The sequence below is a fragment of the Halobaculum limi genome, assembly GCF_029490015.1.
Classification (GTDB): domain Archaea; phylum Halobacteriota; class Halobacteria; order Halobacteriales; family Haloferacaceae; genus Halobaculum; species Halobaculum limi.
The window spans coordinates 1,546,144-1,569,814 of the sequence record NZ_CP120468.1 but is presented as its reverse complement, the minus strand read 5'-3'; the positions used below and the strand labels follow the sequence as shown (position 1 = coordinate 1,569,814).

Annotated in this window: 8 protein-coding genes; 4 read left to right on the top strand and 4 right to left on the bottom strand. The window is 57.0% G+C overall.

The window, feature by feature from the left end; genetic code table 11:
* Positions 1–231 precede the first annotated feature (231 nt).
* The 3 genes from P0D77_RS07890 to P0D77_RS07880 are packed head-to-tail and all read left to right on the top strand — an operon-like array spanning position 232 to position 6,050.
* Entirely contained in the window at positions 232–3,438 is a 3,207-nt protein-coding gene (locus P0D77_RS07890; protein ID WP_277552284.1) for a tubulin-like doman-containing protein, read from the top strand.
* Positions 3,438–4,880: a P-loop NTPase family protein gene (locus tag P0D77_RS07885; protein WP_277552283.1), complete on the top strand. Its 1,443-nt coding sequence runs from the start codon at positions 3,438–3,440 to the stop codon at positions 4,878–4,880. Before P0D77_RS07890 ends, P0D77_RS07885 begins: the two co-directional genes overlap by 1 nt.
* A gap of 3 nt (positions 4,881–4,883) precedes the next feature.
* Positions 4,884–6,050 carry a hypothetical protein gene (locus P0D77_RS07880; protein WP_277552282.1) on the top strand — a complete coding sequence of 389 codons (1,167 nt, stop codon included), beginning with the start codon at positions 4,884–4,886 and terminating at the stop codon, positions 6,048–6,050.
* Positions 6,051–6,142: 92 nt separating this feature from the next.
* Here the strand turns inward: P0D77_RS07880 and P0D77_RS07875 are convergent, their stop codons facing one another.
* Together P0D77_RS07875 and P0D77_RS07870 are read right to left on the bottom strand one after the other, a co-directional pair.
* Positions 6,143–8,050 (bottom strand): CARDB domain-containing protein, encoded by a 1,908-nt coding sequence (locus P0D77_RS07875; RefSeq protein ID WP_277552280.1) that lies wholly within the window; start codon positions 8,048–8,050, stop codon positions 6,143–6,145.
* Positions 8,051–8,351: 301 nt separating this feature from the next.
* The gene (locus P0D77_RS07870) at positions 8,352–16,271 is read right to left on the bottom strand and encodes a pre-peptidase C-terminal domain-containing protein (protein ID WP_277552278.1); all 7,920 of its coding nucleotides are present in this window, start codon (positions 16,269–16,271) and stop codon (positions 8,352–8,354) included.
* 64 nt (positions 16,272–16,335) lie between these two features.
* Here P0D77_RS07870 and P0D77_RS07865 point away from each other — a divergent pair, with 64 nt between their 5' ends.
* Entirely contained in the window at positions 16,336–16,776 is a 441-nt protein-coding gene (locus P0D77_RS07865) for a hypothetical protein (protein ID WP_277552277.1), read from the top strand.
* A gap of 410 nt (positions 16,777–17,186) precedes the next feature.
* On the opposite strand, the gene P0D77_RS07860 is transcribed toward P0D77_RS07865, so the two are convergent.
* Positions 17,187–20,225 carry a CARDB domain-containing protein gene (locus tag P0D77_RS07860; protein ID WP_277552275.1) on the bottom strand — a complete coding sequence of 1,013 codons (3,039 nt, stop codon included), beginning with the start codon at positions 20,223–20,225 and terminating at the stop codon, positions 17,187–17,189.
* Between the two features lie 380 nt (positions 20,226–20,605).
* Positions 20,606–23,614 (bottom strand): FtsX-like permease family protein, encoded by a 3,009-nt coding sequence (locus P0D77_RS07855; protein WP_277552274.1) that lies wholly within the window; start codon positions 23,612–23,614, stop codon positions 20,606–20,608.
* Between the last annotated feature and the right edge of the window lie 57 nt (positions 23,615–23,671).

Below are 23,671 nucleotides of genomic sequence, written 5' to 3'. Positions count from 1 at the left end.
CAGCCCCAGAACTGATGAGAGCCGACCGCGCCTCACTCTGAAATTGATGCCGAGAGATATAGTCACTCCCGATATAAACGAATGACACGTCAGGTAACGCTCAGAACCAGCGATTCTGCCAGTCTAATGGACTGTGCTGCCGACTGAACACATTATTCCGCTTTAATTATCAGAAAAAAATGTAAGCCCGATACAATTATAGTGCAAACATAGTATGTCCACTTGGACTCTATGAATCTTCCCGAACGAATCTACGCCATCGGAGGCGCGGGAAAGGCGATCACGTACGAATTGTTGGAGGCTGACTGGGTTCAAGAAGAGATTCTTGAACCCCGGCCGAATCCGAAGTCGCTGACAGTCACGTTGGTTGACACGGCTGAGGACGAAATCAACGATGACGAAGAACGGATTAAGCAAATCCGGGCAGACATCAGGGAAACAAAAGAACGGTTGCGCGAGGAGAGTAGTGGTCGGCCGGGAGAAATCACTATCGACTACCTCCCGCTCACGCGGAATATCCAACTGCACGACCAGAATGACTTGATCGGCGAGTCGGTCATTCCACGGATAGCGGACGGCGTTGGGATGGACCGCGAGAACTGGTGGCTCCGACCAGAGTACATCAACGAGAATCTCAATTTCGCCACAGGTGTGGTCCGCAAACGAGGGCTGGGTAAGGGTCTCTACTACAAGGCGTATGCCGAAGATGACGAGGTCCGAACGCAGATCGACCTCCCAAGCCGAGGAAAGGTCGCCGTCATCGCAGGACTTGGTGGTGGGAGTGGGTCTGGCATGTTTATCGACCTCGTCCAACATCTCAAGCGTACCCAACGAACCGCAGAAATCACGCTGTTCGGTGTGCTCCCGAACGACGCCGAAGGAGACGCTGAAAACGCGAACGCACACGCAGCACTCTCTGAGTTGGAGTATCTCTCGCTGCAGGGTGAAGATGTCTTCAAAGACCGCGTGTTGATGCCGATTGACCCGACCGACTTCGGCGGGAAGAAGGCAAACATTCTCCAGAGTTCTGACGCACTCGTTGAGTTCGACCGTGCAGCTGTCTATCTCATCGTCTCGTATTTCAACAAGACGGGGATGGAAGACCCGTTCGCGGATATGCCGTCGTATGCGCCGTTCATTATCGGCATTCCGCAGGTGCTGCGATACAACGTCGACGCGATCAAAGGCGCGAAGACGAAGATGACCGACCTGCTCTCCGAAAAGCAGGATGCACTCGAAGCCGAGGAGGAAATCTACGGCGAACTCGACCGCTTCTTCGCACGCCACTTCGATGATGGCGAGACGGGCGAGCTTCACGACTCTGATCGTTCCGATCTCAAAAACCGCTTCGACTCGCTTGAGTCGCTGTTAGAGGTCGACCTCTTCGAGGAACTCGGCTATGAGTCGATCTCCATCTTCCGGGAGATCATCGGTGAGGCACGCAACGAGACGGAAGACGTCGCCGAACAGGTTGAGATCGTCTCCAGCTCGATTCGTGCAGGTACGGCCAGCCTCGGCGGCGAGAGTGAGCAGTTCGTCGATAGCATCGACAAAGAGCTCGCAGACATCATTCGAAGTGACATCCGGAATCTTGGCCGACGCAAGGAGCTGCTCGAGGACCTGCGTCGGGTCGATGCACCACGGATTCAGAGTACGCTCAGCTACCTGCTAGCGCTTGATGACGAAGGGATCAACGCTGGCGTTCGTCTCAACCAGCTTGAGGCGAAGCGCGAAGACGCTGAAGAGCGGATGGAGCGTCTCGAGAGCGACCTCGCAGAAGTTCGCGAGGAACTCGAAGAAAAGCGAGACACGCAGCGCCAAGAGATCGAACGCCGCGCTGATGAGTGGGAGCGGGCGGTCCGGATGGACTTCGAAGACTTCCAGGCGTGTCAGGACATTTCGATTGAGTCGCGTGTTGGGTCGCTAGAGACGGCGATCGGCAACTTCTCGATGAATATCGATAACGCGACTGACCCCGAGGAAATCGACAATATCTCGAGTCAGGACGTCACGCAGGCGCTCAATACCCTCTCTGATGAACTGGAAGCGATTGGGATCGACATCTCCTCTGAAGAGCAGGACATCCAGTCGTCGGTCAGAGACCTTGCGGAAGCGAAGAAGTCCTTCCTGAAAATGAACTCTGAGGAGGGGACTGTCGAGAAGATTCTCCCCTGGGAGTCGTCGGCTGAAGAGGAACGCCAGCAGGCGCGCAAGAACTACCGGACGAAGCGCAACCAGCTCGATGACAAGGGCGTGTTCGCCATCTCGAGTGCGGGGAGCAACTTGAGTATCGAGGTCGAGTACGATGGGACGTCGCTCATCGACCGCGTCAAACGCGAGGAAGAACAGCGCCGTGACCAGATTATTATGGAGCTGCGCGAGCAGTTCGATGAGAACGGCCCGCAGGTTGATAGTGCGATGCAGAAGGTCGGCACGCAACTTGACCGAGGCCGCTCGCTGGCTGACGTGAAGCAAATTGTCGAGGATGCACTCACCGATGTCATCGTTGACACCGGAGACATTTCCGAGCGCAAAGACGACCTCGAAGCCGATCTTGAAGACGCACGCGGACGTGCAGAGCTGTTCTCGGCAACTGTGTCGCTATTCGAGGAGATCAACAACCGTCGGGAGACGTTCGTCAACTCCCACGCAGAGTACAATCGGCGGCGGAGTTCCTACGGTGAAGAGCGGTCGTCTGCGGTCTCCACTGAAGAAGAGGAGTACCGCTACATGAAGACGGTCCGCCCGAACGATATTCTGCAGATTCGCGATGACTCGGATATCGACGAAAGCGGAATCTTCGATGACGAAGCCGAGCGCCAACGGCTGCGCTCTTCGCTTGAAGAGCTGGCGCGAAATATCCACAATTCAAAGTACTCCGGGCTGCGCAAACGCCGTATCAGTAGCTCGCGGGCACGCTACGAGGATATGCAGATCGCAGTTGGTGCAGTCAGCCAAGCCATCGATCAGATTGGTGAAGAGGCTGCCCGGCTTCAGGAAATCTTCGCAGGGGCGTACAATCTCGGCCCCGGTGAGGAGAATTACGCCTCCTACCCGGTTGATGCAGGCGGCAACTGGGACATTGGGCTTGGTGTGTTCATCGGCGGCATCTTCCTCGACAACCTCCGTGCGGAGGCAGAGGCTGATGGCTACCGCGAGGGCTACCGTGCGAAGCTGAACAGCGACGAACTCGATATCCTCGTTCACCACACGTACGGGCTCGAAGAGGGCTTCTACGTCCGCCGGAATGACGTGCTCAACCTTGAGAACCCGGATGACATAGAGTTCTTCCTGCGCGATGAGGCGTCAATCCGTGAGGACCTTCTGCAGGAGTACATTGAGGTCGTTCCCACGAAAGAGGGGAACGACACTCCTGATGAAGCAATTGAGTATGACGGGCCAACCGGCGATCTGACCGACGGAGGGCGGGATCGGTAATGGCTGGCCTCACAGAAACACTTGAAAATCACGGCGAGAAGATCAAGCTGCTGATCTATTTCGTCGTGATGATTGCCGTCGCCGGCCCGTTATTCCTCACCCTCGGTGAGGCGTGGCGAGACTCACATTTCATCCGGCCGATCATCATCTCGCTGGATCCCATCCTGTCGATCACGCTGGCACAGTTCGCCTCATTCGCGTTTGGGACGTTCCTCGGATTGTTGGTCCTGCTGACGCTCGACCCGAAAAAGCGCGTTCAGGGGATTCTGCTGTGGGTTGGTACGGCAACCGCGCTCGCTGCCCTGTCATCAATCGGGCTGTTCCTCCCGAATCTCGGGCTTGGCCAGAACTACGGGTGGGTTGCCGCAGGTGTCGTCATCGGTGTCTTGCTTGGTGGCGGCAGAAAGCTGACTGAGGTGCAGACGGCGGAGGCACGTGAGTTCCGTCGCTCTGCGCTTCTGCTGTATTACGTATTGACGCTGGTTGTCGTCGTTGGGCTCCTCGAGTACCATATTCAGTATCCCGAAGTGTTCACCGTGAGTCAGCAGGGGCTGGTGTTGCACGCGGTTACACCCTCGCTTTCGGTGGATACCTCGGGTATCTTCACCAACCTACTGATGAGCGGGGTGTTCGTCGTCACGCTCGGCCGATTCGTGAAGTACGACTCCGATGAGCAGTTCTTCGTCCTCGGGCCGCGTGGCTCGGGGAAGTCGCTGTTCCTCGTCGGAGCGTACCTCGCGGCGCTCGAAGACGCGGAAAGCCGCGACTCTGACACGCCACTCAACCCGAGCAGTGACCTGATGGACCTTGTGGGGACACTCGACGCCGCAGATTCGGAAGCTGGGTGGAACGTTGACTCCACAGGCGCACAGGACATCGAAGACCTCAGCTTCCAGTTCATCGACGGAACGGTCTTCCCGAAGAACATCGGGGTGTCCAGCCTCGATTACGCGGGTGAGTATCTTGAGCGACTTCCAGACGTGTTGATGAACCCTGACCAGCAGGTCGACGACACAACGCTCCAGCGGCTTGCAGAGCGTGTCCAAGGGGCAGACACCATCGTCCTTCTCGTGGACGTTGAGCGATATCACAACAACGAGAAGCTCGGCATCGAGCCGTACTTCGACATCCTCAACGTTGCCTCTGGGAAGGACATCATTCTCGTCGCAACGAAAGCGGACATCCTCGCTGACCAGTTCCGCGAGCAGCAGTCGCTTGAGGCGCACCAGTACTTCGATGACTTCCGCGAGTTCACCAACGAGACACTCCGGGAGAACAGTCAGGCAGTGCGAACGCTGGTGCAGGACACGTCCGGGGCGAAGATCCATCCGGTGTACTACCAGACCAAAGTCACCGACGATGGCGAACGGGTCCCACTGCGCGACCGTAACGGCAACACGAACCGCTTCGGGTTCGATGAACTACTCAAAAAGCTGAGGTAAACGATGTCAACGCTCACAGTATACGACACGACGGGGAATCGCTACGCGGATGGCAGTGCTACTGCCGAGACCGACGAATCAATCAAAGACCTGTTCTATGGCGGGGTGCGATTCGCCATCGAGACAGGCAGACAGCTCACCATCACGGTATTCTTCAGAGCCAAGGAGTCCGAGAATGCGCGCTCAGAGCAGTTCTACGCGCGCTTTGAGACACGCTCAGATAATCAGTACCTCAGTGAACTGTTGAATGCGCTCGAAGAGACGATCGAGGGTGACTGGGGGTATACCATTGATAACTCAAGCAGCGAGATGAACCTCTATCAAGTGCTTCGTAATGGGGAGTATGAGGTTCCAGGCACCGAGGTAGATCACGACATTGTCTCGGACCTCCTCTCACAGGGACGGCGCCCGCGACTCGGTGTTGCCGATGAAGACAACGCTGTGGGCTTACTGAACGTGTTCGTCTCCAATTACACGACAGCCGCGATCACAGATTCGATTGAGTCGAGTTCGATCTCGACGTACGATTTCGTGGTCGTCCCCGGGAAGGGCCGTGGTGTGACGCCGCTCGGTGAGACGGCTGAGCAGTGGTCAACTGCCCAAGAGTCTGCGCGTGAGTCGAACGTGTTTGAGGCGGTGAACACGGTCCGCAGTTCGGTGAACGAACTCTCACGGACGCACGGATTGGATGATGATGAGATCCGGTCTGTCGTGTTCGGCGAAGTTCCCACACTCCAAACCGGACGTGCACAGACCGACTCAGCGTCGACAGTCTCGATGTACCCCTCTGGGGTGCAGCAGGCCGTCACAGAGATTCGTGAAGCGGTTGAAGGCCTCTCGAAAGGACACGGCCTTTCGGATGGTGAAATCCGCCAGAAGATCACACAGCAAGTGCCGACGCTCAAGACGCCGGGGTCGACTTCCACAGCACAATCGTCGACGACCGGGTCAGCTACAAGCGGAACAAGCACCTCTCAAAGCAGTAGTGGGAGCTTCGGCAGCCCTGAAGAGGGCTCACTCGGAGACTCGTTTAATAGCTCGGGCAGTTCCAGCGGTGTCATTCCTGCCGACCAAGGAACGATACTCGCGATTGTGATGGTCCTGGCTGGGTTGCTCCTCGTGGGCGGTTCACTCGCATTCATTCTCTTCCCTGACGCCCTGCCGATCTGACGGCTGTGCGTTGACTTGCCGAAATTACAGGCAGAAGTCCTTGTTTTCCAATCGGTACTGATGCCGGGGAGGGAGTGGTTGGTTGCCTCAGTTCACAAGCACGCGCGCCGCCCTTGACCAGCTTGGTCGATTCGCCGCTCAATCTCTTCGAGCGTCCATTCTTTCTCCTCGTCTGGTTCGTGCCACCACGAGAGTGCGGTCAGTGTAGCAAGCAGCTCGTCGTCGTCAGCTTCCACAGCTGTGAACTGTTCTTCCAAGTCAAGGTCGCTATCAGCAAGGTCTGCGGGTGTGGTCACATCGGTCTCCGCGAGTGTCTCCAACAACTTAGCTGAGATATCTGGATGCGACTCAAGCGACTCCGGGAGTTGTGAGAGGCTCGCCTGCGTCTCTGGCGTCACTGAGACAGTCTCAAGCACCTCAGTTGCATCAACATTCGAGAGCAGATCAGTGCTCTCTTCGAAGCGACTCCGGGCACTCCGATAGCGTGTTTTCGCGAGCACCGACTCTCCTTGCACGTGGGCAATGATTCCCTCGAGGAACTGCCGTTCGGCAGCTGCAAGCGTCTCCTCGACGTCTTCTTTCGTCGTCGCCAATGTCGCAACCTCACTCCGGGCGGTTTGCGCAGCCGTGACTGCCGTTTCGACCTCGTCACTCTGGTCATCATCGGCTGGGAGCGTCTCACGGATCGCGGTATACTCCTCCAATACTTCATCGTAGGTTTCCACAGCGGTATCGAAGTTCCCGTTCGCGCGGGCAGCCTCAGCATCGCTCACGAGATCGTCGACGGCGTCGAGGCGGCTATCTGTATCAGCAGTTCCTGTCACTGCATCACCAGACGTATCGTCAAGATCATCCTCGCGGCGGCTGCGGAAGTAGATCGCACCCAAGACAACTCCAAAGATTCCAACGCCTACGATAGTCCGTTCAACAAGGTGCAGGGGAGTCTCAGTAGATACCGCTACCTGTGTTTCTGATTCCTCAGTAACTGATTCGCGTTCTGATGGGGCTTGAGCTTCGACTACCTCAATGACAGCGGCTGCCTGGCCGCTGACGGCGACGTCGTACGCTCCTGTCTCATCGAAGCTCACAGTGAACTCGACCGTCTGTGATTCGCCGGGACTGAGTTCGACCGACTGTTCATCCAGAACCGCACCGTTGACAGTCAGGTTTGCGGTGAACGTCCCACTCGCGTCACCGGTGTTGGCGATGGTCGCTTCTACAGTTGTCTCTTCACCAACCGCGGGTTCACGCGTAGTAATACCTGTCTCTTGGATCGAAAATGTCGGCTCCAGAACCCTAACGCCGATTGCATATGATGAAAACCCTGGTGATTGCGCTTCGTACTCCTCGTTACCGAGGTACGTTGTGGGTCGCTCGGCCCAGCGCTCCTCATCTGTGTTATATCGTAAGAGAACGACCTGCTCGGGCGTGACGCCGTCTGGCAAGTCCGGTGTCGCAACGGAGAATTTGTACGTCACACCGTTGAATACGGGGACCTCACTTCCCAGAGGAGTCGCTTCGAAGTAGAACAGCCCGCGAGCGCCGTCACGGGCTTCATCAACTGCTGGGCGACCTGCGGGCGGGCTCGCCTGCGGTGGCGTCACCTCGACGCGAAAGCCACCAGTACTGTCACCTAAATCCATCTCAAGCCCTGTGAGCCCAGTGCTGCCCTGCGTAACTGCTTGGCCAGTGCCCACGGTCACTTGCTGTCCAATTCGGGCTTCACCAATGTTGATCGTCGCGCCAGAAGATGTTTCGATGACGTCTGTCCCTGGTGCGGTACTTCCCTCAGTCACCTCGACAGTCCCGAGTCGGACACCATTCGCTCGAATTAGATATGAGCGGGCAGTCCCGAAGCTCACTGTCGTGTCAATAGTTTTGGTCGAGCCAGCATCGACAGTGACGCTCCGCGTCGCAACCTGCGAGCCACTCGCGGTGATGCGGATGTCCTTGGTCCCTGAGGTATCACCAGTATTCTCGACACTGACTGTGATCAGCACACTCCCGCCTGTACTCACAGAATTAGGAGTAACACTCCCATCGACAACGGTGATATCAGCCGCAGTCGCCGCGGATGTTGGAGCTATCACAGGGAGCACAAGACTACAGCAGAGGAAGACAACAACCACGCAAACACTCGATCGCACGCGTTGGTGGTACGACAGGCAATTGATAAGTTATGGGGTCACAATATCGAGTTCTGATACTCAGGCTGAACGACAAGCGAGGATAACAGCCTGGCATACCAGTCCGGAATTAGCACTGCGACGGACTCTCGAACTGAGAGGCCGTCAGGGGTGTTTACTTTGAGTCTTCAGGTGGGACTAGCTCAACGTAGAGCCGTTGGACGTCCACGATATCGATCGTGCCGTCATCATTGAAGTCATAGCCCGAAGGTGTCTCAGCAACCGCTGAGCTGTTCAGATTGGTGAACAGCGTTTGAATGTCGGCAATGGTGAACCTGCCATCACCATTGACGTCTTCGTAATAGCCATCACCATCCGGGTCAGTTGGCGCCGCAAACCCGGGGAGTGCAGGCGGAGCCGACGTTCCGTTATCGGAGTCAGATTCGTTTGCAGCGACGGTGAGGCGTTTTGTAATTTGATCTGTAGCTCCCCGCTCCGTCTCGATTGAGACTGTGACCAAGTAATCCCCGCCGCTGGTGAATGTGCGAGCAGCTGTCGGCCCTGTCGCATCGACGGCACCGTCGTTGTCAAGGTCCCATCTGTACGCGACGATTGTCGAGTTACCAGTCGATGGACTTGCATCGAACTGCACCTGTTCACCGGCAACGGGCGTGTCTGGCGTGATGGTGAACTCCGCATCGGCATTGAACGCTCTCTGTGAGCGGTTAATGAGCCACAACGAGGTCACCGCTGTGTCAAGGCGGGCTGTCGAATTGCGTGCCTCGAAGGTGGCGAATCGAGGCGTCCGTCGCGCACTGTCTCGAGGCGCGAGCACGAGCGTTGCCCGTTTCGACTCTCCGCTTGCAATCGATTCCCATTGCCACGTGATGTCTGCGCCCCAGACACCACCCTCGGAACTGTTATTGACGACACGCCAATTCCCACCGATTTGTGCGCCATCAACAATGACGTCGGTGGCGGTCGTGGACTTCGTGTTCGTGACGACGACAGAGATATCCACAGAGCCATTGGGTAATTTTCGGCTCTCGATATCAAGATCAAGCGGGGCTGGCCCACCACTGCGGTCCACACGGAGTTGATACGGCGCAGCGGTTGTGTCGTCATCTCGGCCGTCAACCTTGATGTAGTAGACCCCAGTGGTGTCAGCAGTGATCGTCAGCTGCTCATCATCGGTGTAGCTGTCTGAGGCGTCAATGTACTCGATGTATCCGTCATCATCGTCGTCAGCACGGACCTCAAGGTCGAGATTCCCAACACTATCATCGAATAGGATGGAGGTGTTGAGTTGTTCTCCCTCAGACAGGCCAATCACGTACCAGTCAACGTCGCCGTGAACGAGTGTCCGATTGTAAGCCCCTGGCTCAACCGGGTCGGCAGAGCTCGTGCCGTATGTCGGCTCGGAGGGGTCGTTCTCCGATGGCGTGAGGCGGTCAACGTCGAGAGTGTAGTTCGTTGCCGTCCGGTCTTGGTCCCGGCCATCGACGTGGATGTAGTAGACGCCATCTTGCCGCGCCGTGAACGCGAGTTGCTCGTTGTCGGACTCCGTCGACGAGCTCTCTACGTATTCGAGATAGCGATCGTCATCATCGTCGTGGCGAACCTCGATATCCAAATTGCCCTGGCTGTTGTTGAACAGTGCCGTGATGTTGACTGAGTCGCCGGCATTCAACGAAATCGCATACCAGTCTGTGTCGCCTGCAGGGAACTCGAAGTCGTATCTGCCCTCTGTGATCGTGGCTGCCGACTCACGGTCCCACTGTGGCTCAGAGCCATCCGTCTCATCCGGCTCGACACGATCAACATCGAGTGTGTACCGGGCGGCTGTCGTGTACTGATTCCGCCCATCGATATGGATGTAGTAGGAGGTGTTGTGACGAGCTGTGAATGCGAGTTGCTCGTTATCCGAGTTTGAATTCGAACCGCGGATGTACTCAAGGTAGTCGTCATCATCAGTATTCGCACGCACCTCCATATCGAGATTTCCAGCACTGTTGTCGAAGAACGCAGTGATGTTGACCGTATCACCGGCATTGAGCGAGATTTCGTACCAGTCGGTGTCACCGCGCGTTATCTCATACGTCCCGCTGCCTTCAGTAATCGGCGCGGCCGATCCTGCGTTCCACGTCGGCTCACCAGCGTCTGTTTCATCAGGCGTGACGCGGTCGGCAATGAGCGTGTACGGCGCGTTCGTCGTGTCGCGATCGCGGCCGTCGATATGGATATAGTAGGTGCCGTTGTGGCGAGCAGTGAATGCGACCTGCTCGTTATCAGAGTTACTCGAGGCGCCTTCAACGTACTCGAGGTAGTCGTCGTCATCGCGATTAGTCCGGACAGTGAGATCAAGATTGCCTGCATCGTTGCTGAACCGCGTGATGACGGCGAGCGTGTCACCGGCATTGAGGTCAATCGCATACCAGTCAGTATCGCCGGTCGTGAGCTCACGGTCATAGCGCCCTTCTGTGATTTGGGCTGCAGATGCGGGGTCCCAGTTGGGCTCAGATGCATCAGTCTCCGCAGCGGTGACTCGATCAATCGAGAGCGTGTACGAGGCGTTTGTCGAGGCATCTCTGCCCACGACTTTGATGTAGTAGGTCGCGTTCGCCTGGGCGGTAAACGCGAGTTGCTCATCATCAGTGGAACTCGAAGAGGAGTACCGCTCTTCGAGATACGCATCGTCATCAGTGGACCGACCAACAACGAGATCGAGATTGCCCTCCTGATTCGAGAAGCGAGTAGAGATGTTCACCGTCTGGCCAGCAGCAAGGTTGACCGCGTACCAGTCGGTGTCATCAGCCGTAATCGAGCCACGATAGCGGCCTTCGAGAAGTGGCGTCGCGTCGGATTGTTGCTCATTCGAAGCGACCGCATCACGATTTGCATCGCCAACAGTGACGAACTTTGTCACACGGGCGGTCTGGTTATCCGCATTCTCGACCGCTAATTCAACTGGGAACATTCCCTGCATCGGGAACGATGTGGATGCAGTCTTTCCTGTGGCCTCAATGTACCCATCACTGTCGACATCCCAGCGGTATGCGGTCACTGACGCACTGGAACTTGTGACAGTCGCGTTCAGCGTGAGTGACTCGCCAGGCGCTGGGGGTTGTGGCTGCCAGTCGAAGGTAGCCTCCAGTGAGGTCAGATCACTCCGATTGCCAACCCACAGTGAGGCAGCTTCCACATCAGTCGTTGCACTGCTATTTTGGGCACTGATCACCGCAAACCGGGGCGTACTCAACGCCTGGCTGCGGGGGCTCAGAATAACGGTTGCCTGCCGTGTCTCACCGGCTGCAAGTGAGTCCCACTGCCAGGAGATATCAGAACTCCACTGACCGCCTTCTGAACTGTGTGACTCAATTTGCCAGTTGCCACCTATCTGGGACCCATCGACCGTGACATCGCTCGTTGCACTCGACTGCGTGTTCGTGACGGTGATTGTCAGGTTGAGGTTCCCGGAATCGAGTTGTTTGGTCGTTGCTTCAACGTCGACAGGTGGGGTTTCATCGCTCGTGTTGAGCCGGAGGCGATACGGTGCGGCTGTCGTGTCATCATCACGGCCAGTGACTTTGATGTAGTAAACGCCAGCGCGCTCTGCGCGGTAGCTGAGACTCTCATTATCGGAGTTGCTCGATGCGCGGTCGATATACTCGACGTACTCGTCGTCGTCTGTGTTCCCTCGCAGCTCGACGTTCAGATTTCCTCTGCTGTTGTCGAAGAGCACATCCAGTGAGAGCTGCTCATTCGCAGCGAGCCCGACCACGTAGTAATCAACGTCTCCACGGGTGAGGTTCCGACTGATCGTCCCATCCGTGATGACTGCTGCAGAATCCCTGTTATAGGTGGGCTCAGAGGCGTCATTCTCGCTTGGCGTCACCCGGTCAATATCGAGCGTGTATGGTGTCTCAGTCGTGTACTGGTTTCTCCCATCGACGTGGATGTAGTAGACACCAGACTGCTTCGCTGTGAATGCGAGCTGCTCGTTATCTGTGTTGGTTGTGGAGTCTTCGAGATATTCGACGTAGTCGTCGTCATCTCTGTTGTGTCGAACTGTGAGGTCTAGGTTCCCTTCGCTATCTTCAAACAGCGCACGGATATCTACCGTGTCACCAGCGTCGAGCCTGATGGCATACCAGTCCGTGTCACCCTGGGTGAACTCAAGATCGTATCGACCCTCGGTCACTGTGGTGGCCGAGTCAAGATCCCACTGTGGCTCGGTTGCGTCTGTTTCGTTAGGTGTAACGCGGTCAATTGCCAGCGTGTAGGGCGCTTGGGTTGTGTACTGGTGACGGCCCTCGATATTGATGTAGTAGGTGCCGTTGTGGCGAGCCGTGAATGCGACCTGTTCGTTGTCGGAATTACTGGAGGCTCCCTCAATGTATTCGAGATAGTCGTCGTTATCGTGATTACTCCGAACAACGAAATCGAGGTTGCCGACGTTATTGTCGAACAGGACGGAGATGTTGACTGTATCACCGGCATTGAGGTCGACCGCATACCAGTCGACGTCCCCAGCAGTAATGGTACGGTTGTACCGCCCTTCAGTAACCTCTGCAGCAGAGTCGCTATCCCACGTGGGCTCTGAAGCGTCGTTTTCATCAGGCGTGACGCGATTCAGCACCAGTGTGTAGAGAGCGCTTGTTGTGTCACGATTTCTGCCGTCGATATGAACGTAATAGGTGCCATTTTGCGTGGCCGTGAACGCGACGCGCTCGTTGTCGGAGTTGCTGGAGGCACCCTCGATGTACTCGTAATATTGGTCGCCATCGGTGTCGCGTCGAACGGTCAAATCGAGATTCCCAGCACTATTACTGAATCGGGCAATGGCTGTGAGCGTGTCACCAGCGCTGAGGTTGATTGCATACCAATCGGTGTCTCCAACGGTCAGCTCTCGGTCATATCGCCCCTCGGTCAGTTTCGTTGCAGATTCCGGATCCCAGTTTGGCTCGGAGGCATCGGTCTCCGCGGGGGTTACCCGATCAATCGAGAGCGTGTATGGCGCAGTTGACGTATCTCGCTCGCCTTCGACGCGGATGTAATAAGTCGCGTTCGCTGTGGCAGTAAACGCCAATTGCTCATTATCTGTGTCTGTGTACGAGCGGTATCGCTCTTCGAGATACTCATCATTGTCTGTATTTCGCCCAACGACGAGGCTGAGGTCGCCAGTATCAGTGTCGAACAACGTCGAGATATTGACTGTTGTTCCAGCAGACAGATTGATCGCATACCAATCGACATCGCCGCTCGTAATCTCCCGATTGTAACGGCCTTCGATGACGTTCGTCGAGTCTTCTTGCAGATCGTTCGGCTCTTCATCGAGGTTTCCAGCTGGCGACACGGAGACGAATTTCGTCGTCCGATTGGTATTCCCATTCCCGTCGCGAACCATCAACGTAACTGGGAACTCCCCGGCCAGCGGGAATGAGCGGGTTGCAGAGGTGCCTGTCGCCTCAGCGAGACCGTCACTATCGAGATCCCAAGCATAGCTAATGTCTGATGCATTGGCTGTGGTTGAGGCATTGCCGGTGAACGTAATGCTGTCTGCAGTTGTCGGGCTCGTCGGCTCCCAGTCGAACTCAACCGTAAGTTCGTCACCGGTCGTCGTCGTATTTTCTCGCCACAGTGAGACAACCTCAGCGTCAGTATTCGCGGAACTATTCGAGACAGTCACAGTCGCGACCCGCGGGCTCGGGCGCTGATCGGTCCGCTTGTCGATAATGATCGACGCTCGCTTCGATTCACCACCCGCCAGCGATGCCCACTGCCAGGAGAAATCTGATGACCACTGGCCACCCTCAGAACTCCTGCTTTCAATGGTCCAGTCACCACCGATCTGTGCGAGATCAACCGTGACCTGATCTGCGCTGCTCGCTCGCGTATTTGTCACAACAACCGAGATATTGAGCCTCCCGTTGGGTAGTTCCTCACGTGTAACCGAGAGGTTCACAGGGGGCTCACTCCCTGTCGAAGAAGTGGTCAGCGTGTATGGCGTAGCTGTCGTGTCGTCATCATCGCCATACACTCGAACGTAATAGAAGCCAGTTTCAGAGACACCGAGACTGAGTGACTCGTCATCGGTGTTTGTCTGGGCGGAGTCGACGTAGTCGAGGTCGCCATCCTGGTCAGTGTTGCTGTACACGTCCATTTCCAAGTCGCCCACGCTATGGTCGAAACCAGCAGAGATGGTGAGCTCCTCCCCAGCGCGGACGCCAATTACGTACCAGTCGACGTCACCACGTGTCAGATTGAACGTTGTCCCGCTCGCGGGAAGTGGCGCAGCGCTCGCTCGACTGAATGTGGGCTCTGCGGGGTCGTTTTCATCCGGGGTGACGCGGTCGACGACAAGCGTGTATGGCGCAGCAGTTGTGTATTGGTCTCTGCCGTCGATATGGACATAATACGTCCCCGAATGCAGTGCCGTGAAGGCGACCTGTTCATTGTCCGAATTGGTACTTGAGTCTTCGACATACTCGAGATACCCATCACCATCCGTATCTGAGCGCACGGACAGGTCGAGATTTCCGTCGCTTTGCTCAAATAAGACGGAGAGATTGAGCGTATCACCTGCGTTCAAGTCGACCGCATACCAGTCATCGTCTCCCTGTGTGAACTCCAGATTGTACCTGCCTTCCGAGAGCGGCGTTGCCGATTTGGTGTTCCAGTTCGGCTCGGTCGCATCGGTTTCGTTTGGCGTGACGCGGTCAATCGCAAGCGTGTAGTCCGCACTCGTGGAGTACTGCTCCCGGCCATCAATATGGATGTAGTATGTCGTGTTTTGCCGCGCGGTGAACGCCACCTGTTCGTTGTCGGAGTTGGTTGAAGCGCCTTCGACATACTCGAGATATTGATCGTCGTCAGTGTTGGCACGGACAGTCAGATCGAGATTGCCCTGGCTGTTGTTGAATAGCGCACTGATGTTGACCGTATCACCGGCATTCAGGCTGAGCGCATACCAGTCTGTGTCACCAGTGAGGAACTCACGTTCGTACTGTCCTTCCGTAATGGGTGCAGCCGACTGTGCGTTCCAATTTGGCTCGTCACTGTCAGTCTCATCAGGCGTCGTCCGATTGACGATGAGGTCGTATGTTGCTGCGGTGGTGTACTGGTTGCGCCCCTCAATGTGGATGTAGTAGGTATCGTTCGCCCGAGCGGTAAACGCAACCTGCTCGTTATCGCTGTTGCTGGAGGTGCCTTCGATGTATTCGTAGTAGGTGTCAGAGTCGCGATCACGGCGGACTTCCAAATCGAGATTTCCGATTTCGTCGCTGAAAATCGCGCTGATGTTTACCGTATCACCGGCACTGAGGTTGATCGCATACCAGTCAGTGTCTCCCCGTGTGATCTCACGGTCGGCATACGTTCCCTCTGTAATGTGAGCAGCCGATTCGGGGTTCCAGTTGGGCTCTGTCGCAGCCGTTTCATTCGGCGTTACGCGGTCAAGAACGAGTGTGTATGCAGCACGAGTGGAGTACTGGTCGCGGCCTTTGATGTTGATATAGTACGACGCGTTTGCCCGCGCGGTGAACGCCACCTGCTCGTTATCAGTATTCGAGTGGGAGTCTTCGAGCCGCTCGTAATATCCATCACCGTCAGTATCACGGTGAATCGACAAGTCAAGGTTGCCGGCTGCGTTGCTGAAGCGAGTAATGACCGTCAGTGTGTCCCCCGCATCGAGGTCGATCTTGTGCCAATCTGTGTCTCCGGTCGTGATATTCAGGTTATATCGACCTTCAGTGACGGTTGATGCAGAGGCGGGATTCCAGTTCGGCTCTTTCCGGTCCGTCTCGTCTGGAGTAACTCGGTTGACGTCGAGTGTGTAGGAATTGTTCGTTGTTTCGGTGCGCCCAGACACGCGGATGGTGAATGTATCGTTGGCCCGAGCAGTAAGTGCGACACTCTCGTTGTCGGTGTCGCTCCGGGAGTATTCGCGTTGCTGTTCGAGATACGCGTCGGAGTCAGTGTTTCGACCGACAACCAAGTCGAGATTGCCAGCTGCATTTTCGAACAACAGCGTAACATTGAGCGTGTCACCCGCATCGAGGTCGATCTGGTAGACGTGAACCTCACCGTCAGCCAACTCACCCTCGATTTGCCCTTCCGAGATATTCTTCGCTGCCAGCGTTTCTGCAGTCTGTTGGGCTGTGGAGGTAGACTCGTTGGTCGTTGAGTTTGTTTCCCCAGCAGTTGTTGTAGAATTGTTCGTGGGATCTGGAGTCGATGTTGGAGTCGAGGTCGACTCAGGCGTTGAAGTGGAGGTAGGGGTGGATGTTGGTGTCGAGGTCGAGTTGGAACTTGGTGTCGTCGTTGGTGTCGAAGTCGGGGTCGAGGTCGGAGTAGAAGTAGGAGTTGACGCAGGCGTCGACGTTGGCGTGGAGGTCGGTGTCGATGTAGCGCTTGGTGTTGCTGTTTCAGACGGCGGTGGTGTACTGGTTGTTGTTCGCGGTGTTGTTGTCTCGTTCGGACCTGGCGTGCTTGTTGCTGTCTGTGCCGTGGAATCCGTCTCTAGGCCACCGAGCCACTCACCACTGTCTGCCCCAAGTAATGGGATTGAAAGAGAGCTGTCGCTATCGGTCGTCGCCTGACCTGCCGAGACTGCTCCCACTACTGGTGAAGACGCAACGAGTACGGTAATCAGCACGACCGCTACCTTCTGTGTCCACGCAATCGACGATGACGAGTCTTGGTCACTCATAGGCGAAATTTGCAACAAATACGTCAGTACTTGTCCACAATGTTGTACGTCACATTCCTCATAGAGTCGATATATAATATTATTTGATAATTACGGCAAACACACACAATAAAAATCAGGTATTCCGTGGAGGAGACGGGCGGATCTCCCGAGTGTTATGAACGCCGAGAAGGGTTCAGAATCGTCGTCACAGGCGAGTGATACCTATTGAACACTGTTAGAGAGTTCGTGCGTTCGACGTGAGTCATCTTGCTAAAGCGGGAGAAAAAACCGGAGAACTGCTACCGAAGCAGCAGACGTCTATTCTTCTTGTTGGCGGCGCAGGAGGACGAAGCCACCGACCACCAGCAGCGCCCCCACGAGGAGTACGATCCCGATGATGCCGATGTTACTCCCACCGCTGCCGCCGGGAGTTGCAGTGCCGTCGCCATCTCCACCAGAGTCGTCAGCCGGGCCCTGGGCCTCGATGACATCAACGGTCGCGACCGCCTGGCCGCTGACGGCGACGTCGTACGTCCCCGTCTCATCGAAGCTCACAGTGAACTCGACCGTCTGGGACTCGCCGGGACCGAGTTCGACCGACTGTTCATCGCGGACCTCGCCATCAACAGTGACGTTGGCGGTGAACGTCCCGCTTGCGTCACCGTTGTTGGTGATGGTCGCTTCCACAGTGGTCTCCTCGCCGACCTCGAGTTCCTGCGTGCTGATGCCCGTCTCCTGAATGGAGAAGGACGCCTGGCGGTTTCTAACGCCAATGGCGTACAGCGAGAAGCCGGGCGAGCGTGCCTCGTACTGCTCGTTACCGAGGTACGTCGTCTCCAACGTGTTGTAGCGCTCCTCTTCCTCGTTGTACCGCAGGAGGACAACCTCCTCCGGGGTGACACCCTCGGGCAGGTCAGACGTCGCAACGGAGAACGTGTACGTCACACCGTTGAACTGCGGAACGTCACTGCCGAGCGGGTTCGCCTCGAAGTAGAACAGCCCACGAGCGCCGTCACGGGCTTCATCAACTGCTGGCCGGCCTGCAGGCGGGTTGGCCTGCGGCGGCGTCACTTCGACACGGAAGCCGCTGGTACTGTCACCGAGGTCGATGTCAAGCCCGGTCAGCCCAGTTCCGCTCTGGGAGACGCCGTTCCCGACGTTAACGCTGACTCGCTGGCCGATCCGGCCTTCACCGACATTGACGGTGACACCAGACGGCGTCTCGATGACGTCAACTGGCGGTCCACCGCTGCCTCCGCTTGGCGGAGCGCCACCGCCTCCTCCACCGCCTCCGCCTCCACCGCCGGCGTTAACGGTGACCTGTCCGATCCGAACACCGTTCGCGCGGATCGTGCGTGACCCGACGCTACTGAAGCTTCGCGAGAACGTGACAGTCTTGCTCGAGTCAGCACCAACGGTAACTTCTCGACTATTGATCTGTTGGCCGTTGGCGGTGACTTTCACCTTGAAGGACCCGGACGCATCGCCGGTGTTCTCCACGTTGACCTTGATGTTGATGTTCTCTCCCGTCCGCACCGAACTATCCGAGAGGCTTCCGCCGGTGACGGAGATATCCGCTTTCGGTGCGTCTCCATCGTCATCATCCTTGGCGACGGTGAGCGTCTTCTCGGGGAGCTGGTCGACGGAGATGTCGTACTCACCTTCGTCGTCGAACGAGATGGTGAACGTCTCAGTCACCTCAGAGTTCGCATCGACGGTGACTTTCTTCGTGTCGACTTCCGAGCCATCGACGAACAGCTGAACTGTTTCATCGTCTTCCTCATCAGTCGGGTTCTTCGCGGTGAATGTCACAGTCACATCCTCACCAGGTTCGACCTCAGAGGCCGACAGCGAGAACGACTCAACGTACGCTTCGTTATTCTCAACGACCTTGACGTCGACCGAGTCTTTGAGGAAGTCGATGTCTGCCGTGCTGGTCTTCTCGGCAGTGATGGTGTAGTCACCGACCTCGCCGAGCGTCACGACTGCCTCACCGTCTTCGTCGGTCTCGACGGTCGTCGTACCACTTGGCCCTTCAATCGTCAGCGTACCCTTCGTCCGCTCGCCGGAGTCTTCACGGCGTAGGGTAAACGTGACCTCTTTTCCAGCCTGAATCGCCTCGTCACTGGAACTCAGATCAAGCTGGACGCCGTCTTTGAGACTGACTTCACCACGCTTGGCGACCGTCTTGCCCGACTCAGTTGAGGAACCGACGTAGAGGTACGTGTAGTTCTGGCTGGGCCATTCCTGCAGCGTTCCAACCTCAAGCGACTCATTCGCGCTCCCGACGACTGCGGTCGCAGAGGCGTTGATCGTCGTGTTGTCGGTGAAGGTGAACGTCACCCGGTCACTCTCATTGCGGAGTGCGCCGAGGAGTTCTTCGGTTGTGTTGATTTCCGTTCCTTCGATGGAGATGCCAGCAAGGTCAGGCACTTCAACATCAGAGGAACCCGGACGTGAGTTGACGACGCCCTGTGCGTTCTCGATGGAAGTCTCGACCTCGACACTACCGTTCTCTTGGTCGATGACGAGTTCGATACTCTGGCTTTCGAACTTCTGTTCGTCAATGAGCAGAACCGTGTGAACGACGTCATCATCGCCAAAGGTACTCGACGTATTCGCGTCGAACGTGACGTTCGCACCCGTGCCGCCTGCGTCCGCAGAGACGCTAACCTGTGGGTCGCCTTCTTTGACAGTCAGGAAGTCCGCACCGACGATGGTCACGTTCCCCTTGACACTCAACGTGCCCGCGGGGTCGTTCTCTCCTGGCCCGGTCACACCGGGGTCGTTGTTGTCTTCTTTCGCGACCGCAACAAGAACGTATTCACCCGACTGCGTTGGCTTGAATTCTACGTCCTCACTATCGGTTCCAGCTTTGTATTCCGGTGATTCATCGATGACTCGACCGTTGAGCGACCCATTCGCGAGCAGGTCTGCGATCTCGTCGATGGTATCGACTTCGTCTACTGAGCTGACGTTCTCGACGTTCTCGACGTTGTCACCAGCCTTGATAGCGACATACTGGACGTCTTGGCCGTCGACACTGGCGCCGCTACCGGTGCCAACGCTGGGGTTGAATGTCGCTTGAATCGTCCGGCCTTTCTCGAAGAAGGCCAACCGCTTTTTCTGATACGTTCCAGCCCCCGAACCACTCCCATCGCTGAGCCTGATATCTGGAAGCTCGAGGTACGTTTCAACGTCTTCACCGTCAGCGTACTCGCGCTCGTCAATGTCGAGTGCGAGCGGGGACCGGATCCAGACTGAGACATTTTCAGTCGCGTTTTCGACTTCACTTGATGAGGAGGTAATGTCAGCCGAGACAGTTTCCCCCGAAACAGCTGCAGTCGAATCACTCACCGATGGCCCGGCCAGCGCACCAGACACTGACCCAACCATCGGTGAGAGAATTAATGTAATTATCATTATACCGATTCCTACTCGATTCGCGATATCCAACAGGTCCATTTGTCGGTTAACGCGCACCTACACCCATTAAAACTTTGGAAGGTCCGTCCTACTGTGGAATCTAACTGCCGTCTGTCTCGCAAAATTAGTTGCTTTCAGCCGTGCTACCGCGATATTAGCAGTAATATCACTGTGATAGAAATTAAGAGGCGTTGACTTGAGGGCACGTTAATCGCCATAGAGAATCTGACACTCTGTTGTGTAACCGTGTTAATCTAATTACGAATTGACACTGCCACGCAGTACAGCGTTAGTATCACCGAGATCAGGTGTCACTCTCCGCCAAACAGTTGGGCAGGCGGTGCCCTGAGCGCTGGGACAGACGCAACACAGACGCCAGTCACAGCAAGTGCAACTGAGCCTGCGAGTGCAACCGCAAGCACTGCGGGGGAGAGTGTCGGTTCGATCCGAACCCCGAACGCGACGAGGAGGTCAAGTTGGGCAGCGATAGTAGCAAACACCCACGCAGTCACGATTGCAGCGAGCGCTGCTGGGATTGCAATAACGGCCGCGTCTCGAATCAGGACCGAAAGGACGCGACGCGGGCCCGCTCCTGTCGCCCGGTAGATAGCTACTGTTCGCCTGCGCGCGTGAACGGCTCGTGCGAATGTGGCGACCGTCCCACTAATCGTACTCACGGCTGCAAGGAGCACCATTCCTGCGAACAACACCTGTACATTGCCAAACACCCGAGTGATCGCAGTCCCAATCCCAGTGCCTGACGAGTACGATCCATCCGAGGGGAGCGCCGACCCGGTCGCCTGTCCTTGCACTTTGTACCGCGCCGAGGCGACGAGCGATCCGTCTGCTAACAGGCGGAACTGGTACGTTCCCGGCTCAATCGACCCATCCACACCGCTTTCGCTCTCGTTCAGGGCGATTTGCGAGACGTTGCCAGGACGAAGCGTCACAGCGCGTTCGTTCGTCCCGGTCGGTGTGAGCAGTGTCAGATTTCGCTGCAGGGTCTGTCCCCACGGGTTCGCAACGAGCACAGTGACGTTCGGCCGGGTCTCAGGGGTCCCCACAGACGGCTCAACCCGGATTCGAGCGCCAACTTCAATTGACGCATTCGGTGTGACCTCGATAGTAGTTCGCGCGTCGGTGTAGCCAGGCGCAGACACAACGAGTGGGTACGTGCCAGGTTCGTCAGGGAGTGGAACCGTCGCGACGCCCTCCGAAGAAGTTGGGACGGGGGCGCTATCGAATCGCACGGTTGCAGTCGAGACGGTTGTTCCATTGGCTGTAGTCGCCGGGACAAGCAAGGTCGCACCAGGGGGGGCCTCCCGTGGGAACTCAGGTGGCAATGTCAGCGTGGTCGGACTGGTCACCTGTACTGTTCGCTCGAATGGGCCAGCAGCGACGACATACGACCCGCCAGTCTCTCGGCGTTCAGTGACTGTGAGTTTCGTTCGCTCGTCAGCAGCCATCGTTACGGACCGCTCGACAGTTCGATTCCCAATTTGAATCGACACATCGCGAGTCGCTCGTTCATCACCGACATTGGCGACACTGACGACGATCCGTGCGGATTCGTTCGTCTGAACACTCTCGGGTGCAGACAGCTGGGTTACGATCACACCGCTTGTGTTCACACCGTTGCCGACCTCACCTGCGGACGCATCTGTCCGAATGATGTGGACATTATCTTCACCACCAGTTGCAGCTGGGGCGATGGTCTCTCGAGGCACAACCAACTGATCGTCGACGATTCCGGGCGCAGTGTACACGCCAACAATCGTGACTCTGTCAAGGAGTGGGGAGACGCTTCCACCAAGCGTCACGGAGTCACCGCGAGCCACGCCAAGTGTCTGTGCAAGGTCTGCTCCAATAACCGCCTCTCCAGGCCCCGCGGGCGGTCGACCACGCAGCAACGTCGCATCAGAGACAGCCGCGAATGACGCATAGTCAGCGCCTCTGAGAAGGTATGGCTGACCGTCATAGACCTGCGCAGCGAGTATTTCTGGACTGGCCGCAACGCCTTGTGATCGAAGCGCCCGCGCGTAGTCAGCGTCAATTCGACTATTCAGGGGGTGAGCTGCCCCAGCCTCGGTAATCGTCCCTGTTGACGTCGCAGAAAGTGGTGCCACCGCACCAACGAGCCCGCCAACGAGCAACACGATGAGCACGAACACAGAAAGCGTTGCTGCGGTCGGTATCGCAGTTCGCCACGGTATCAGCGTCGGCGCCACTCGTTGGGCGAGCGCCTGAATCGGGCCAAGGTCAGACCCCTGGTCACGCGTTGCCTGCTTCTGACGGGGCCGACCCTCGTGATCGACGAGCTGTGCAGGCGGCGTTCGAACGACAGGGACGGCTGCAACGACGCCTGCAAGAAGGCCTGCGATGACGAGTCCCGCATCAGCTGCCGCGACGACGCGCAGTTGTTCGACAGTGATCGCGGTCGGGAGCGACACGGGAATTCCGAGAATCCTCGCACCTGCGACCAAGACCGTCGGTGTAACAACTCCGATAGCTGTCCCTGCGAGGACGCCGGTTCCGGCGATGAGTCCCGATCGTCCAACAACCGCTGCGCCAACTCGAATGGGGTCGGCACCGGTTGCTCGCATCACGCGAATCGTCAGACGACGGTCACGGATCGTCATCCGTGTGATATTGTAGACAACGACAGCGACGACAACTGCACCTCCGAGTCCACCGACGGTCAGGACGCCGAGAATATCACGAATGCCTAAGAGGAGATATGGGATCGCAGCGACGAGCGGAACTCCTTCTCGATAGCCTTGGCTGGTGCCTCCACCGGAGTCAATGACGAACGCGCCGTCTACGCCCAGTTCACGAGCTGTCTCCGTGTCAGCGGCGTACCACCGATCCGGAAAGACCGACGCATTGGCGTACGGTCTGACCTGGCGGTCAAGCGTCGCATCAGTGCCATCGAGTCTGACAGTCCGCTGTACGCGAACCGGTCCTCGTACAGTCTCGCTAGTTGCGTGTGGAAGTCGTGCTTGCTTCCACGCGACGGATGCACCATCCACCACTGCAGGTGCGTCTGGAGGAACTGCCACCAGTCGCGTGTTCTGCCCCTCGACCGTGACTGGTGCAAGCGAAACAATGATTCCGTCAGCCGGAATCTCGGTGTTGCTCGGAGCTTCAGTATACGTTGCCGTGGCTGTCGATGACAGATCACCCTCAAGCGTCGCGGTATACGCGCCTGCAGAGAGTAACAATAGCGCCGTTCCGATGAGGAACGCGGTCGTCGCGGCGACGACGGCGACACTGAGCCAGTCGCGGGTTGACCACCGACGGAGAAGTCCGGTGTCACGCATTCGTCCACCCTGTGGTTCGACAGTCGGACAGGTCGGGGCAGCGGGTACGCGCTGACA

What these genes read in the sequence shown, in the direction of transcription:
- P0D77_RS07890 (WP_277552284.1), top strand. Translation starts at nt 232, where the DNA reads ATGAATCTTCCCGAACGAATCTACGCCATCGGAGGCGCGGGAAAGGCG.
- P0D77_RS07885 (WP_277552283.1), top strand. Translation starts at nt 3,438, where the DNA reads ATGGCTGGCCTCACAGAAACACTTGAAAATCACGGCGAGAAGATCAAG.
- P0D77_RS07880 (WP_277552282.1), top strand. Translation starts at nt 4,884, where the DNA reads ATGTCAACGCTCACAGTATACGACACGACGGGGAATCGCTACGCGGAT.
- P0D77_RS07855 (WP_277552274.1), bottom strand. Translation starts at nt 23,614, where the DNA reads ATGCGTGACACCGGACTTCTCCGTCGGTGGTCAACCCGCGACTGGCTC.